The sequence below is a fragment of the Burkholderia sp. Tr-862 genome (genome assembly GCF_011753085.1).
Lineage (GTDB): Bacteria > Pseudomonadota > Gammaproteobacteria > Burkholderiales > Burkholderiaceae > Burkholderia > Burkholderia ambifaria.
Genome location: NZ_VWWG01000016.1, coordinates 58,355 through 73,186 on the forward strand (window position 1 = coordinate 58,355; position 14,832 = coordinate 73,186).

Consider the following 14,832-nt stretch of genomic DNA (forward strand, 5'->3'; position numbering starts at 1 on the left):
CGCGGGCGTGCCCCGCTGAGCATGGCGGCGGGGCGTCGCCGTGCCACACGGCTCAGGCGGTCGCTGCCGCCGCGTCGTGCCGCGCATAGTCGACGTATCCCGCGCGCTCGCCGCCGTACCAGCCGATCGACTTCGGCACGGCGAGCGGCGCATGCATGGCGATGCGTTCGACGAGATCCGGGTTCGCGATGTACGCACGCGCGAACGCGACGAGATCGGCGTCGCCCGCATCGATCAGCGCATTCGCGGCGTCCGGCGTGATGCCGCCGTTGACGATCAGCGTGCCGCCGAAGGTCTTGCGCGTGTGCTCGATGATGCGCGGCAGGTCGGGCTCGCCGCTCCAGCCGTTGGTATCGGCAGCGTGCAGGTAGGCGACGCCCGCTTCGTCGAGCATGCGGCCAACGTACGCGTACGTCGCATCCGGATCCGCGTCCCGCACGTTGTTGTATTGCGCGTACGGCGAGATGCGCACGCCCACGCGGCTGAGCGGCATCACGCCGCCGACCGCGTCGACGATCTCCTCGAGAAAGCGCGCGCGGTTCGCGACCGAGCCGCCGTAGTGGTCGTCGCGGCGGTTCAGCGTCGACGACAGGAACTGGTGCGGCAGGTAGCCGTTGGCCGCGTGAATCTCGACGCCGTCGAAGCCGGCCGCCATCGCGCGGGCGGCTGCGCGGCCGAATTCATCGACCGTTGCGGCGACTTCGTCCGTCGTCATTGCGCGCGACGGCGTCGCGTGAATCTTCGTGTAGTAGCCGTTCTGCAACCGGGCCCACACCTGCAACTGCTCGAGATCGTCGTTGACGCCGGACGGCGACAGCGGCGCGTCGCCGCCGAGCAGCGTCAGCGAGCTGACGCGGCCGCCGTGCCACAGCTGCGCGAAGATGCGGCCGCCGTTCGCATGGACCGCGTCCGTGACCTGCTTCCAGCCGGCCGCCTGCTCGTCGGTGACGAGCCCGGGCGTCAGTTCGAACGCCGCGGACGTGTGGCTGACATTGGTCGCCTCGGTGACGATCAGGCCGGCGGACGCGCGCTGCGCGTAATACTCGGCCATGAGCTCGGTCGGCTGGCCGCGCGACGGTGCGCGCGAGCGCGTCATCGGCCCCATCACGACTCGGTTGGGCAGCGGCAGGCCGCGCAGATCGTAGGTGCTGAGCAGGGAAGACATGGTGGATTCCTTGTGCGTTGAGCAGGGGGCGCCGCGCATCGCGCCGCCGCAAGCGGCGGGATGGCGAGACAGCGGCCCCGGTGAAAAGTCGGAATGACATGCCGGCGGCGTTCCGGCGCGCGCACGAGCCGGGCGGCATGCGTGCGCTCGACCGGCAGCCGGCGCCGGTTCAGGTGCGTGCGTGGCGTTGCGCGTACGGCCGGCCGATCGCGAGGTAGTGCGCGAGCGCGACGATCGGGAATGCGCCGGCGACCGCGGCGACGAGCGGCCAGCCGCCGTGTTCGTACAGCGGGCTCGCGAGCGCGGAGCCGATGGCGCCGCCGACGAAGATGCTGGTCATGTACAGCGCGTTCAGACGGTTGCGGCTCGTCGCATCCAGCGCGTAGATCTCGCGCTGGCCGAGCACCATGTTCATCTGCACGGCGAAATCGAGCACGATGCCCGTGACGACGAGGCCGTACAGGCCGACGCCGTGAAGCAGCGCGACGGCATAGGACAGTGCGCCGGCGACCAGCGCGATCAGCGTCGCCCGCACGGTATGGCCGGCATCCGCGAGGCGGCCGGCGACCGGCGCCGACGTCGCGCCGATCGCGCCGACGAGCGCGAACAGGCCGATGGCGGATTGCGACAGTCCGTAGTGACGCGTCAGCTCGACCGGCACGGCGGTCCAGAACAGGCTGAACGACGCGAACATCAGGCCCTGGTAGAACGCGCGATGGCGCAGCACCGGCATCGTGCGCACCAGATGCAGCAGCGAGCCGATCAGGTCGAAATAGGTTGCGCGATGATCGGGCTGGCGCGACGGAATCGTCAGCGCGAGCACGACCGTCACGAGCGTCATCACAACCGCGGCGGCCGCGAACACGAAGCGCCAGCCGAACGCGTCGGCCACCACGCTCGACAGCGGGCGCGCGAGCAGGATGCCGAGCAGCAGCCCGCTCATGATCGTGCCGACCACCCGGCCGCGCGAATGATCCGGCGCGAGGTGCGCGGCGAGCGGGACCAGGATCTGGACGGCGACCGAACTGAAGCCGATCAGCAGCGAAATCGCGAGGAACAGGCCGGGCGTCCGCGTCACCGCGGCCGCGGCGAGGCTCGCGATCGAGATCACGGCCGTGACGATCATCAGCTTGCGGTTCTCGAGCAGGTCGCCGAGCGGCACGATGAAGAACAGGCCGAGCGCGTAGCCGATCTGCGTCAGCGACACGATGAGGCTCGCCATCCCGCCGGACATGTGCAGCCCGGGCGCGATGAGCTCGGTGATCGGTTGTGCGTAGTACAGGTTCGCGACGATCGCGCCGCAACTGAACGCGAACAGCAGGATGAGGCCCTGCGTGAGCCTGGGCGCCTGCCCGTGGGCCGCGAGCGCGGTGGATTCCGTTGACATGGTCGACTCCTTGAACGAGATGTCGGACGCCCGTTTGCCGGGCGGCGCATTGCAATTTCGCAAGCGGCGAGCCATGCACGCCGCATTGCCGTCAAGACTATTGATCGAGCGATGACAACGGAATACGTCCGTCGCGCAATCGAGCATTGCGCGCCGTGCAAAGGCGCGCAACGCTCGCGGGGCCGATGGCGTGAAAACGGTTGGGACGCGGGCGTCCGGGCGTCCGGGCAGCAGGGCCGCTGGCGGCGTTCAGCCGCGCTGGCCCTGCAGCGTCGGAATCTGCGCGAACAGGCTCGTGAGCCAGTCGACGAAGATCTTGAGCTTGACGGGCGTATGCCGATTCGGCGGATACAGGATCGAGATCGGCCGCGGCGGTGCGTTGAAATCGGTCAGCACCTCGCGCAGCCGTCCCGATTTCAGATACGGTTCGACCAGGTATAGCGAGGTCTTGATCAGGCCGATGCCCGCGACGCCGCACTCGATGTAGGTATCGGCGTCGTTGACCGCGACCGTGCCGCACATCTGCACGATCCGCGCTTCGCCGTCGACGACGTAGTCCCACGGCCGTGGGCGGCCGGTATCGGCCGAGATGTGGCTGATCGCGACGTGCTGCGCGAGATCGTCGACCGTTGCGGGCGCGCCGCATCGGTCGAGATACGCGGGGGCCGCGCATGTGCAGGTGGTCAGGCTGCCGATCCGTTTGGCGATCATGCCCGAGTCGTCGAGCGCGCCGATGCGCACCACGCAATCGACGCCCTCGCCGACGAGGTCGATCTGGCGATCGGTCACGCCGAGTTCGATCGAGATGTTCGGATGAGCGGCGAGAAACTCGGGCAGCGCGGGCACCATGATCTGCTTGGCCATCGCGGGCGGCAGGTTCACTTTCAGGCGGCCGCGCGGCACGTTGCGCGCCTGCGATACCGCTGCTTCCATGTCGTCGATTTCGCGTAGCACCCCGACGCAGCGTTCGTAGTACGCCTGCCCGTCCTCAGTCAGCGAGATGCGGCGCGTCGTGCGGTTCAGCAGCCGGCAACCGAGGTGCTGTTCGAGCGTGCTCAGCAGCGCGGACACGCGCGGTGTCGTCAGCCCGGTCGTGTCCGACGCGCGCGTGAAACTGCCCGTTTCGACGATGCGCGTAAACACGCGCATCGAAAGCAAGGTATCCATCGTTCAGAAATCTCCAGCCGGTCGATTGTCGGCGCCGGTTCGTGCCGGCGCGATCGGTTGTGTGATGACGCTATGCGTCGATGCGTTTCCTCAGCCCGTCGCCGGCAAACGGCATTTCGCGCGGGCGCTGGCCGGTCGCGTCGAAAATCGCGTTGGCCAGCGCGCCGGCGGTCGGCCCCATCGACGCCTCGGCCGCGCCGAGAAACGGTGCGCCGGGACGATTGATCAGGTGGACCTTCACGCTTTGCGGCGCCGCCGAGAAGCGCAGGATCGGATAGCTGCTCCAGTCGAAGCTGCGTATGCGCTGCGTATCGTATTTCAATGTCTCGTACAGCGTCCAGCTGGCGGCCTGCACGATGCCGCCTTCGATCTGGTTGCGGATGCCGTCCGGCGAGACGACCTGCCCGGCGTCGACGGCGACTTCCGCGTGGTCGAGCGTGACCTGGCCCGTTTCCGGGACCACCGAGATCTCGATCGCCATCGCGACGTAAGCCATCAGGTTCTTGTATTTGCCGAACGCGAAGCCGACGCCGCGATTGCGCGCGCGCGGCGGACGCGGCCAGCCGAACTTGGTCGCGGCGAGCTTGATCACCTGGCGCGCGCGGTGATCCTGCATGTGACGCAGCCGGAATTCGACGGGATCGACGCCGGCGGCGTGCGCCAGCTCGTCCATGAAGCTTTCGATCGACCAGATGTTCGTGTGCGCGCCGAGCGAGCGCATCGCGGACGTCTGCAGCGGCATCGTCGGCGAGAAATTGTTCACGATGTGCATGTTCGGCAGCGCGTACAGCGGGATCGCGTTGCGATCCCCGCCGCCCTCGGGCTGCAGCATCGGCGTCGACGGCGCGGGGACGAACGGCGGCTCGAGCATCCGCGCGGGCAGCAGCCGGCCGGCATTGACGATGCGTTCGTTGTGCGAGCTGCTCCACAGCGCGTACTTCCAGTCGACGATGCGCCCGCTGGCGTCGAGCGACGCGCTGAGCTCGGTGACCATCGCCGGCGTGAAGTGATCCCACGTATGTTCCTGTTCGCGCATCCACTGGACGCGAATCGGCTTGCCGGGCATCGCGGCGGCGATCAGCGCCGCATGCGCCGCCGCGTCGTCCGCGCCGTTGTGCCCGTAGCAACCCGAGCCCTCGGTGTGAATGCAGCGGATGCTCGCCTTCGGCATCGACAGCATCTCGGCCAGCGCGTCGCGCAGTGGATACACGCCCTGCGAGTGGGTCCACACGGTCAGCATGCCGTTCTCGAGACGAGCGACCGAGCAGGACGGCCCGATCGAGCCGTGCAGCAGGTAATTCTTCAGGAACGTGGCGCTCAGCGTCTTCACCGCCGGCGCGGCTGGCGCATGCGTATTGGCGATCTCGATGTGCTGCGTCGAAATCCGCTTCAGGTCTTCATGAACCGTGTTGCGCTCGGGCAGCGTCCGACCGGGCGACCAGCGGCACGCGGCGGCCAGCGCGCGCTGCGCGACGACGGCCTGCCATTCCCCCTGGGCGACGACGGCAAGCATGCTGCCGTTGCGCACGATCCGCACGACGCCCGGCATCTTCAGGATCGCGGCTTCGTCGAACGACAGCAGTTTCGCGTCGTACACCGGCGGCATCACGACGCGTGCATGCAGCATGCCGGGCAGTTCCATGTCCTGCACGTAGCTGACGCCACCCGTGACCTTGTTTGGAATATCGACGCGCGGCAGCGACGTGCCGATCACGGCGAACGTCGCGGGCGGCTTCAGCGGCGAGGTCGGCGTCGCGTTGCGATGCAGGTCGACGGTGCGGACCGCGTCGCCATAGCGCATGGTGCGGCCGTCCGGCGCCTTGATGAGCGCATCGGCAACCGTGAGCGTGCGCGGATCGACGCCGAACTGCTTCGCCGCGCCGTCGACCAGCAGCGCGCGCACCTGCGCGGCGGCGTTCAGCAGCGCGGAGCCGCTGTCCGCCATCGTGTGGCTGCCGGCGGTCAGGCCCTCGTCCGGCGACGCGCCGGTGTCGGCGGTCAGGAACGTGATCAGCGAGGGCTTCATGTTCAGCTCCTCGGCCGCCACCTGCAGCAACGCGGTGCGCACGCCGGTGCCGAGCTCGACCTTGCCGGTAAACACGGTGACCTTGCCGTCGGGCGTGATCTTGATCCATGCATCCAGCAGCGGGTTGGTCTTCAGGCTGCCGGCCAGCGTTTCGGTCGCCCCGGATACATGGACGGCCGCGCCTTCGTCCGCGATCACGACCTCGGCGGCGGCGCGTGTGGCCGGTGCCAGGCTGAACGCGACGAAGAGCGCGCCGGAAACCATGAAGTGCCGGCGGCCTTCGTCGATGTCGTCGGGTGCGTTCATCAGAGCCCTTTGCTGATCATGACCGGCGCGCCGGCCGGTTCCGGGTCCGGCAGGCCCGCGACCTGGCGCACGGCCGCCAGGATCCGCAGGTGGGTGCCGCAACGGCACAGGTTCGGTTCCATGTGGGTGCGCAGTTCGCGTTCGGTCGGTTTCGGGTTGCGTTCGAGCAGCGCCTGCGCGCGCATGATCATCCCGGCAATGCAATAGCCGCACTGCGCCGCTTGGTGATCGATGAACGCTTGCTGAAGCTTGCCCGGCCGCTCGGCGGTGCCGAGGCTCTCGATGGTCCTGACGCTGCGTGCGCCGATCGCGGCGACCGGGATCAGGCACGAGAACATCGGCTTGTCGTCGACGATGACGGTGCACGCGCCGCATTGTCCGAGGCCGCAACCGAACTTCGCGCCGTGCAGGTGCAGGTCGTTGCGCAGCGCATAGAGCAGCGGCGTGGACGGGTCGATGTCGAGCGTATGCCGCGCGCCATTCACGGTTAGGGTGATCATCGCGTGCGGTCCTCCTTTCTGAGTTTCGCGGCCAGGGTTTCGACGCCGCTCCACGCGGGGCGATCCGAGTACGTTTCGCGGATGTACGCAGCGAGATCCGCGATTTGCCGGTCGTCGTACTGGTCGAGGTATGACGGCATGTAGTTCAGCGTGTCCTCGCCATGCCAGCCGATACCGTTGAACATCATCTGGATCGCGTTGCGCGGCGTGTCGGCGGCGACCGCCGTGCTGAACGCGAGCGTCGGCCGCTCGCCGATCGATTGCATCGGCGCTGCCGGCCCGTGGCACTGCGCGCACGACGCCTGGAACAGCACTGCGCCGCGTTGTCCGGCGGGCGTCGTCGGGTTGTGTCCGGCGCCGGCCGTCGCCGGCCGCGCGCCGACAGGCTTCTGGATCGACAGGATGTAGGCGGCGATCGCCTCGACGTCGTCTGCGGGCACGGTCGCGAGATCGCGCGTGACGGGAAGCATCGGGCCGGCGGCCGCGCCATGCTCGCTCGCGCGGCCGGTGCGCAGATACGCGACCAGTTGTGCCTGCGTCCACGGACGTGTCGCGCTGCCGAGCGTATTGAGCGGCGGCGCTTCCCACCCGTCGACGATGCCGCCGTCGAATGCCTTGCCCGCTTTCTCGCCGCCGATCGCATTCAGCGGCGAATGGCAGGACGCGCAGTGGCCGAGGCCGTCGACCAGCGCCTTGCCGCGATTCCACTGCGCGGATTGCGCCGGGTCCGGCGCGATCGCGCCTTCGTGCAGGAACAGGACGTTCCAGAACGCGACGAGCGGGCGGAAGTTGAGCGGGAAGATCAGGTCGTTCTTCGGCGTGCTTGCTTGAACCGGCTCGCGGGTCATCAGGTACGCGTAGGCCGCCGCGATCTCGTCGTCGGACATCCGCGTGAAGTGGATGTACGGAAAAGCGGGGTAGAGCGGATGCCCGTCCCGCGCGATGCCGCTGCGCAGCGCGCGCGAGAAGGCGTCCCGCGACCAGCGGCCGATGCCGGTGTCGGCATCCGGCGTGATGTTGGTTGCGTAGATCGTGCCGAACGGCGTCGCGAGCGGCAGCCCGCCGGCGAACGGCTTGCCGTCCTTCGCCGTATGGCAGACGACGCAATCGCCGAGCGCGACCACGCGCGCGCCGGCTCGGACGAGTTGCGGATCGAACGACGCGCGGGCGGGCGGCTCGATCGGCGCGATCGACGGCCGGACCATGATGCCGACGGCGATCGCGAGGCCCGCGAGCGCGACGCCGGTCGCACCGAACCAGAGTCGTTTGTGCTTCATGCGTGCTCCACGCGAATCGGCCGGTCGTACCCGATTCGATGCGCGGGACAATAGGCGCCGGAAATCATTCGTCACTCCAGGAAGGGCGCCGACGCGCGGGCAAGCGCCCGCACGACGGCTCGTGAAACCAGTCTACGTGTGCGCGCTCGCCAATTCCTGAAGCCGCGCTGAAACGTTCTGAACGCTCGAGTTCGCGCGACGCAGCCAGTCCGTCCATCGCGTCGAGAGTGGGGATAACCGGATTCAGGTTCCCCTGCCGAACCTGCGTGCGATCCGCCATCACGCGGATGGCGTCGCAACGCTGGTTGACGCGCGGCGCGCCGTATGGCGTCGCTTACGCCTTCAGGAACGCGAGCAGTTCGGCATTGATTCGCGCCGCGTCAACGACGCACATGCCGTGCGCGCCGCCCGGGATGATCTTGAGCTGCGCGTGCTTCACGATCTTCGCGGACAGGCGTGCGGAATCGTCGATCGGCACGATCTGGTCGTCGTCGCCGTGCAGGATCAGCGTCGGGACGTCGATCTTCTTCAGGTCCTCGGTGTAGTCGACCTCGGAGAACTCCTTGACGCACAGATACTGGCCATGGGCGCCGCCCATCATCCCTTGTGCCCAGAATGCGTCGATCGTGCCCTGCGACACCTTCGCATTGGGGCGATTGAAGCCGAAGAACGGCACGGCGAGATCCTTGTAGAACTGCGAACGGTTCTCGGCGACGTTCTTGCGGATGCCGTCGAATACGTCCATCGGCAGGCCGCCCGGATTGGTCGGCGATTTCACCATCTGGGGCGGCACGGCGCCGATCAGCACGGCCTTCGACACGCGCTTCGTGCCGTGACGGCCGATGTAGTGGGCGACTTCGCCGCCGCCGGTGGAGTGGCCGACGAGCGTCGCTTCGCGCAGGTCCAGCGCATTCATCAGCGCGGCGAGATCGTCCGCGTAGGTATCCATGTCGTTGCCTTGGGACGGCTGGCTCGAGCGGCCGTGACCGCGGCGATCGTGCGCGATCACGCGGTAGCCGTGCTGCACCAGGAACAGCATCTGCGGATCCCACGCATCGGCACACAGCGGCCAGCCGTGCGAGAAGACGACCGGACGGCCGCTGCCCCAGTCCTTGAAATAAATCTGCGTACCGTCTTGCGTGGTGATCGTGTTCATCGGATGGGTTCCTTGATGGGCGGAAGCGGCGTGTTTGGGGGCGGCAGCGGCGGCGGCGGCCGGCAGCGCGGCGGCTGCAACGGCGGTCGCGCCGGCAAGCAGCATGTCGCGGCGGCGTGCCGACGGGATGGCGTCGAGGTCTGCGGGACGCATTGGGGCTCCTTGAACGTGCGGTGGAATGATGTCGTGTGGAATCGATGGTCCGGATCTGCCCGCACGCTTGCCGGCAGCCGGCGTGCGTTCGCGGTCGCGGGCCGGCAGGCGCACGAAGGGAGCGAACGAACGTCGACGGGAGCCTAGCGCGGGGCCGTGCGGCATGTACTGAAATTCGGCTGAATTTTCATGAACCGGCCGGTCGGTGTGGCGTGCGAGCCAGGCCGCCAGAACAATTAAGCCTGTGGATCAAGACTCTTCAGCGGCCGCTCGCTATTGTCAGCATCAAGCCGTCCCGTCGCGGGTCGCTGCCGGTTCGCGCCAGCGCATGACGATCGTGATGCGCACGGATGCGAAACGTCCGAATCTCTCGCCACTTGCCTGGATACGCCGTCATGGACACATTCGATCGCTGGGAGCACGTGATGACGCTGCTCGATCCGTCGTCCGGCGCAAGCCGCTGCGCGTCGCTGAATCTTCGCGACCGGGACGCCGCGCGCCGCCGTCATCGCGACGACGCGCGCGGGGCGTCCGGCGGTGGCGGGCGTCGCGGATGCGCGATCGTCGCGGTCGAGCGGCAGACCGATTCCTCGCTGCTGGTGTCGTGGAGCGATCCGACCCACTGCCGGTATGACGAGCAGCGCTGGATCAGCGCGAAGTCGCGCTCGCCGGGGCGCTGCGCCCTGACCGGCCTGCCGATTCGCGCCGGCGATGCGATCTACAAGCCGCAGTGGCGCGGAGCGAAGCGTCCCGCGAATTGCTGGGAGGCGATCCTCGCGTCCGAGCTGGACCGGTTCATCGTCAGGCTGTCCCGCTCCTGACCGGGAGCGGAGCGCCCCATCCATCGGCGGCGGCTGGCGCCGCTGCCTCTTCTTTGCCGAGGAAGCTTCATGAGTACCTTCACGACACGCGACGGCGTCTCGATTCACTACAAGGACTGGGGCGCGGGGCGCCCCGTCGTGTTCATTCACGGCTGGCCGCTGAATGCGGACATGTGGGACGTCCAGATGCATCATCTGGCATCGAACGGTTTTCGCGGCATCGCGTACGACCGGCGCGGTTTCGGCCGGTCCGGCCAACCGTGGACGGGCTACGACTACGATACGCTGGCGGACGATCTCGCGACGCTGATCGAGACGCTCGGATTGCGCGACGTGACGCTCGTCGGCTTTTCGATGGGCGGCGGCGAGGTTGCCAGGTACATCGGCCGGCACGGCACGCGCCACATCGCGAAGGCCGTCCTGATCGGCTCGGTGACGCCGCTCATCGCGCGGCGCGACGATCATCCGGACGGCGTCGACGTTGCGATGTTCGACGGCATTCGCTCGGCGATCGTGGCGGACCGCGCCGCGTTCTTCGAGTCCTTCTGGCCGTTGTTCACCGGTTCGAACCGGGCCGATTCGACGATCTCGCGCGCCGCGCTCGACTGGACTTCGTTCATGGCGCTGCAGGCCGGATTGAAAGGCACGCTCGATTGCGTCCGGGCATTTTCTGAAACCGATTTCAGGACGGATCTGGACAAATTCGACGTCCCGACGCGCGTGATTCATGGCGACGATGACCAGACGGCGCCGCTCGCACTGACGGGGGCGGCCACCGCCGCGCGCGTGCCGCACGCGACGCTGAGCATCTACGAAGGCGCCCCGCATGCGCTGTATCTGACGCATGCCCAACAATTGAACGACGAACTGCTGGCGTTCGTCCGCGCGTGACGTTGGCGTGACGTAGCCGGGCGGCCGCGGCCGTCCGGCGTCCTCGCCACGCTCATCTCGAACCGCGCGTTCAACTACGGGCCGAAAACGCGGTTCGCCCGAATTCCCGCTCAATCGAACCGCGGGAAAATCCTACGAAATCCACTTCATCGACGAATCCCTGCTTCTCCGGGCGGGAATGCCGGGCGCCATGCCGCGCCGTGCGCAGAAGATGCGAGGCCCGCGGATTTCAACGATTCAAAAAATTTGCTCATTCCATTCTGATAATTTGAATCATCATACGTAGTAAATGCCGTAGCATTGGTGTCAAATCGATGTCGTTTTGACTGGCATCGGTAAATGCCATTGATTAGACCCCTCCCATGATCCGCATTGGAACGCTTCACGTTTTTCTCGACAGACGTGAAATTCGCGCGAACGGCAAACTGTTGCGTATCGGCAGCCGTGCATTCGAAATTCTCGAACTCCTGGTTCAGGCAAATGGCGCGCTGGTCTCGAAGGACGAGATCATGCAGCGGGTATGGCCGCACACGATCGTGGAGGAAAACAACCTGCAGGTGCATATCGCATCGTTGCGCAAGGCGCTGGGCCGGGACCGGGATCTGATCGTCACGGTGCCGGGGCGCGGCTATCGGCTCGTCAGCGAACCCGCCGAAGGCGCCCCCTCCGTGCGTCCCGCGACATCGCGGCTCGCGCCCGCGCCGACCGCGCTCGTGGGACGGGAGCAGATGGTCGCCGATGTCCTCGCGGCGCTCGACGCTGCGCGCGTCGTGACGCTGGTCGGGGCGGGCGGCATCGGCAAGACGCGCGTGGCGATCGAAGCCGCGATCCGGGCCGAGGCACGCTTTCCGGATGGTGCGGCGTTCGTGTCGCTGGCGACGGTTGCGTGCCCGCAATTCGTTCCCGCCGCGCTGGCGGACGCGCTGGACATCGCGCTGCCGGCCCGCTCGCTGACGCTCGAAGCGGTGCTGGCGAGCGTCGCGCATCGCAGGATGTTGCTCGTGCTCGACAATTGCGAGCATCTGCTGGACGCAGCCGCGCGGATCGCCGCCGTGTTGACCGAATCCGATACCGGGCTGCGTGTGCTGGCGACCAGCCGCGAGGCGCTTCGCATCCACGGCGAGCGACAGTGTCCGGTGCCACCGCTCGAGGTCAGCGACGAAGGTGCCGACGCAGCCGACACGCTGGGCGCAAGTGCGGTGCAATTGTTCGCGGCACGCGCGTGCGCCGCCGACCCGCGCTTTCCGCTCGACGAACGCAGCGTGTCCCTGATGGCGTCGGTGTGCCGACATCTCGACGGCTTGCCGCTGGCGATCGAACTGGCCGCTGCCCGCGCGGCCGTGCTCGGCATCGACGTGCTGGCCGATCATCTCGACGACCATTTCCGGTTGCTGACCGGCGGCTTTCGCACGGCATTGCCACGCCACCGGACGCTGCAGGCCATGTACGACTGGAGCTACCGCTTGCTGGGGGATACGGAGCGCGTGCTGTTGCGATGGCTCGGTGTGTTTCGCGACGGTTTTTCGATCGAGGCGGTGCGAAACATCGTCGGCACGACGGGGCTGGCCGATGCGGACTTGCTCGACACGATCGCCGGCCTGGTGTCGAAGTCGCTCGTGAACGTCGAGAATGCGCACGGCGTGCCGCGCTACCGGCTGTTGACGACGACGCGCGCCTATGCGCTGCAGCAGCTCGAGAACAACGGCGAATGCGCGGCCGCCGCGCTCGCGCATGCGAACTACTTTCTTACGTTGTTCACGCCGCCCGGCGGCGACGATGGGTCGCCGGCCGAAGCGCGGCTCGATCTGATGCGCCGCGAACTCGGCAATCTGCGCGCGGCGCTTGACTGGACATTTTCGCCGAACGGCCACGCGGAGACCGGCATCGCACTGGCGGCCGTGGCGGTGCCGTACCTGCTGGACCTGTCGCTCGTGGACGAGTGTCGCGAACGCGCGCGCGTGGCGCTCGAGGCGCTCGAGGCGATGCGGGATCTGGATGCGACGCCGGCCCGAGACGATGCGCGCAAGCGCCTGCTGGCCGCGTATGCCGCGGCGCTCGCGCATGGCTCCGGATCGAGCCGGGGCGTCCACGATGCGTGGCCCGAAGCGAACGCATTCGCGTGCGAGACAGACGACGAACCGTAACGGCGTGTGCGGCCGGCACAATCACGACATTCAGTGCGATGCGCAAATCCGGACGCGTGACCCGAGAAGGAGATGAAGTGCGTTCGCGATCCGTTCGGCCGGCACGTCAGGATCACTGGCGGGATCACGCAAGCGCGAGGAACCGGTCGACGAGATCGGGGCGATCGAGCTGCTCGACCCACCAGCGCAACGCGCGGCCGGCTTCGTCGCTGCGCCACGCCATGTAGCAATGCGTCGTGTCGCGCATGCCGGTCACCTGGCGGGCGACGAGCTTGCCTTGTGCGATCGCGCGCGCCGCGATGCAGTCCGGCAGCGTGCCCACGGCGAGTCCTTCGCACTGCGCGGCCAGTTTTGCCGCGAGGGTCGGTACCGCGAGCGTCGGCTGCCCGGCATCGACGGCGACCGAGCGCGGCTGCAGTTCGCGAGACGTGTCGCTGATGACGGCGCCGCGATGCTCGACGATCGACGCCATCGACAGCGGTTCGGGCAATGCCGCGAGCGGGTGGGTGGGCGCGACCGCGAACACGTGCCTGAGCGTGCCGATCGGCCGCGTAACGATGCCCGGCAACTCCGGCGGCTCGCCCGTCGCGCCGACGACGAGATCCGCGCGGCGCGCAACCAGCGCGTCCCAGGTACCACCGAGGACTTCGGTCGAGAGCCGCAGCCGCGTATCCATTTCGAGCCCGTAGAACGCATGCACGCAAGGCCATAGCGCGTCGAACGGCAGGATCTCGTCGATACAGATGCGCAGCTCGGTTTCCCAGCCTTGCTGCGCGCGCTGCGCCTTGAGTTCGAGCTGTTCCGCCGCATGCAGGAGCCGCCGGCCTTCTTCGACGACGACGCGACCCGCATGCGTGAGCTTCGCACGGCGTCCGCTGCGGTCGAACAGCGCGACGCCGAGGTCGCCCTCGAGCTTTTGCACGAGGTAAGTCAGGGCCGACGGTACGCGATGCAGCAGTTCCGCGGCTTCGGCGAACGTGCCGGTGCGGTCGATTGCGTCCAGCGCTTCGAGCGCTTCGAATGACAGCTTCATGAAGGATTTCACAGGCGGGGCGTCGGGCCGTCATGTTAACGCCTTGAGCCCGTTTGTCCAGTCAATGGCGATCCGTCACGTCGGCGTCGACTCGTGGTGCTTCGCCGCTGCGTTGGATGGCTGCGCGCCGGGCAGCGAGCCGAACATGTGCTGGGTGCACTTCGCTTCGCTCCATGCGGCCTTCAGGTGGATGCCCGCGAGCATCCGGCGAGCGACCGGCAGGATCTGCTCGCCGGCCAGGATGCCCAACAGGCCGGCCAGCGCAATGGTGGGCGGAGCGGGCGATTGCACGCCGATCAACGCGTAGACGGCGCCGGCGAGAATGCCGGCCAATAGCGAGGAAACGTACGGTTTCATAATATAAATTGAAGTGAATGACAACCGCGTGGAAAGATATGAATAACGCCCCGCCGATGAACCGACGAAGTCGAAAAAGAGCCTATCAGGTCATCGCTGGAGCGGCGCGAAAATTCAACTGATTTAAGATCTTTTAAGAATTTGTTTTATGGATTTTCTTAAACAGAACGATTAATTGGCATTGCTGCAAGTTTCCATGTTGAATGGTAGACGTTGGCAGGCAAACCTCCCAGCACAGCACATCGGGCCCCCCGGCTTGCCGGCGAGGCAGGCTTTATTTTTCTCCACGTCAAAGGACATGACCGCCATGAGCAATCCGAAGCTTGAAGTTCTCACCCCCCAGAACAGCCAGCTGATCTTCATCGACCAGCAGCCGCAAATGGCGTTCGGCGTGCAGTCGATCGATCGCCAGGTGCTGAAGAACAACGTCGTGGGCCTGGCGAAGGCCG

The 14,832-nt window shown here is 67.2% G+C and carries 12 protein-coding genes and 1 pseudogene; 4 read left to right on the top strand and 9 right to left on the bottom strand.

The window, feature by feature from the left end; genetic code table 11:
* Positions 1–52: 52 nt before the first annotated feature.
* The 7 genes from F3J14_RS07985 to F3J14_RS08015 all read right to left on the bottom strand — a co-directional run bounded on the left by F3J14_RS07985 (position 53) and on the right by F3J14_RS08015 (position 8,984).
* Positions 53–1,165 carry an alkene reductase gene (locus F3J14_RS07985; protein ID WP_166722512.1) on the bottom strand — a complete coding sequence of 371 codons (1,113 nt, stop codon included), beginning with the start codon at positions 1,163–1,165 and terminating at the stop codon, positions 53–55.
* A gap of 169 nt (positions 1,166–1,334) precedes the next feature.
* Entirely contained in the window at positions 1,335–2,552 is a 1,218-nt protein-coding gene (locus F3J14_RS07990) for an MFS transporter (protein WP_166722513.1), read from the bottom strand.
* A 249-nt stretch (positions 2,553–2,801) separates the two neighbouring features.
* A complete protein-coding gene (locus F3J14_RS07995; RefSeq protein WP_166722514.1) occupies positions 2,802–3,719 on the bottom strand; it encodes a LysR family transcriptional regulator in 918 nt (305 codons plus the stop codon).
* Positions 3,720–3,789: 70 nt separating this feature from the next.
* Positions 3,790–6,051, bottom strand: a complete 2,262-nt coding sequence (locus F3J14_RS08000; protein ID WP_166722515.1) for a molybdopterin cofactor-binding domain-containing protein — start codon at positions 6,049–6,051, stop codon at positions 3,790–3,792.
* Entirely contained in the window at positions 6,051–6,551 is a 501-nt protein-coding gene (locus F3J14_RS08005; protein WP_006760329.1) for a (2Fe-2S)-binding protein, read from the bottom strand. The genes F3J14_RS08000 and F3J14_RS08005 overlap by 1 nt, the downstream gene beginning before the upstream one ends.
* Entirely contained in the window at positions 6,548–7,828 is a 1,281-nt protein-coding gene (locus F3J14_RS08010) for a cytochrome c (protein ID WP_166722516.1), read from the bottom strand. Before F3J14_RS08010 ends, F3J14_RS08005 begins: the two co-directional genes overlap by 4 nt.
* A gap of 334 nt (positions 7,829–8,162) precedes the next feature.
* Positions 8,163–8,984, bottom strand: coding sequence for an alpha/beta hydrolase (locus F3J14_RS08015; RefSeq protein ID WP_043173402.1), 822 nt, complete (start codon positions 8,982–8,984; stop codon positions 8,163–8,165).
* A 548-nt stretch (positions 8,985–9,532) separates the two neighbouring features.
* Here F3J14_RS08015 and F3J14_RS08020 point away from each other — a divergent pair.
* The 3 genes from F3J14_RS08020 to F3J14_RS08030 all read left to right on the top strand — a co-directional run bounded on the left by F3J14_RS08020 (position 9,533) and on the right by F3J14_RS08030 (position 12,993).
* Positions 9,533–9,958: a DUF3331 domain-containing protein gene (locus F3J14_RS08020; protein ID WP_166722517.1), complete on the top strand. Its 426-nt coding sequence runs from the start codon at positions 9,533–9,535 to the stop codon at positions 9,956–9,958.
* A gap of 69 nt (positions 9,959–10,027) precedes the next feature.
* Complete coding sequence (locus tag F3J14_RS08025) at positions 10,028–10,849, top strand: alpha/beta hydrolase (protein WP_166722518.1); 822 nt, start codon at positions 10,028–10,030, stop codon at positions 10,847–10,849.
* Between the two features lie 362 nt (positions 10,850–11,211).
* Positions 11,212–12,993 (top strand): winged helix-turn-helix domain-containing protein, encoded by a 1,782-nt coding sequence (locus F3J14_RS08030; RefSeq protein ID WP_166722519.1) that lies wholly within the window; start codon positions 11,212–11,214, stop codon positions 12,991–12,993.
* Positions 12,994–13,117: 124 nt separating this feature from the next.
* On the opposite strand, the gene F3J14_RS08035 is transcribed toward F3J14_RS08030, so the two are convergent.
* Together F3J14_RS08035 and F3J14_RS08040 are read right to left on the bottom strand one after the other, a co-directional pair.
* Complete coding sequence (locus F3J14_RS08035; protein WP_166722520.1) at positions 13,118–14,026, bottom strand: LysR family transcriptional regulator; 909 nt, start codon at positions 14,024–14,026, stop codon at positions 13,118–13,120.
* Between the two features lie 75 nt (positions 14,027–14,101).
* A complete protein-coding gene (locus F3J14_RS08040; protein WP_166722521.1) occupies positions 14,102–14,383 on the bottom strand; it encodes a XapX domain-containing protein in 282 nt (93 codons plus the stop codon).
* 307 nt (positions 14,384–14,690) lie between these two features.
* Between F3J14_RS08040 and F3J14_RS08045 the strand changes: the two are divergent.
* Positions 14,691–14,832, top strand: a pseudogene (locus F3J14_RS08045) (hydrolase); the annotation flags it as partial.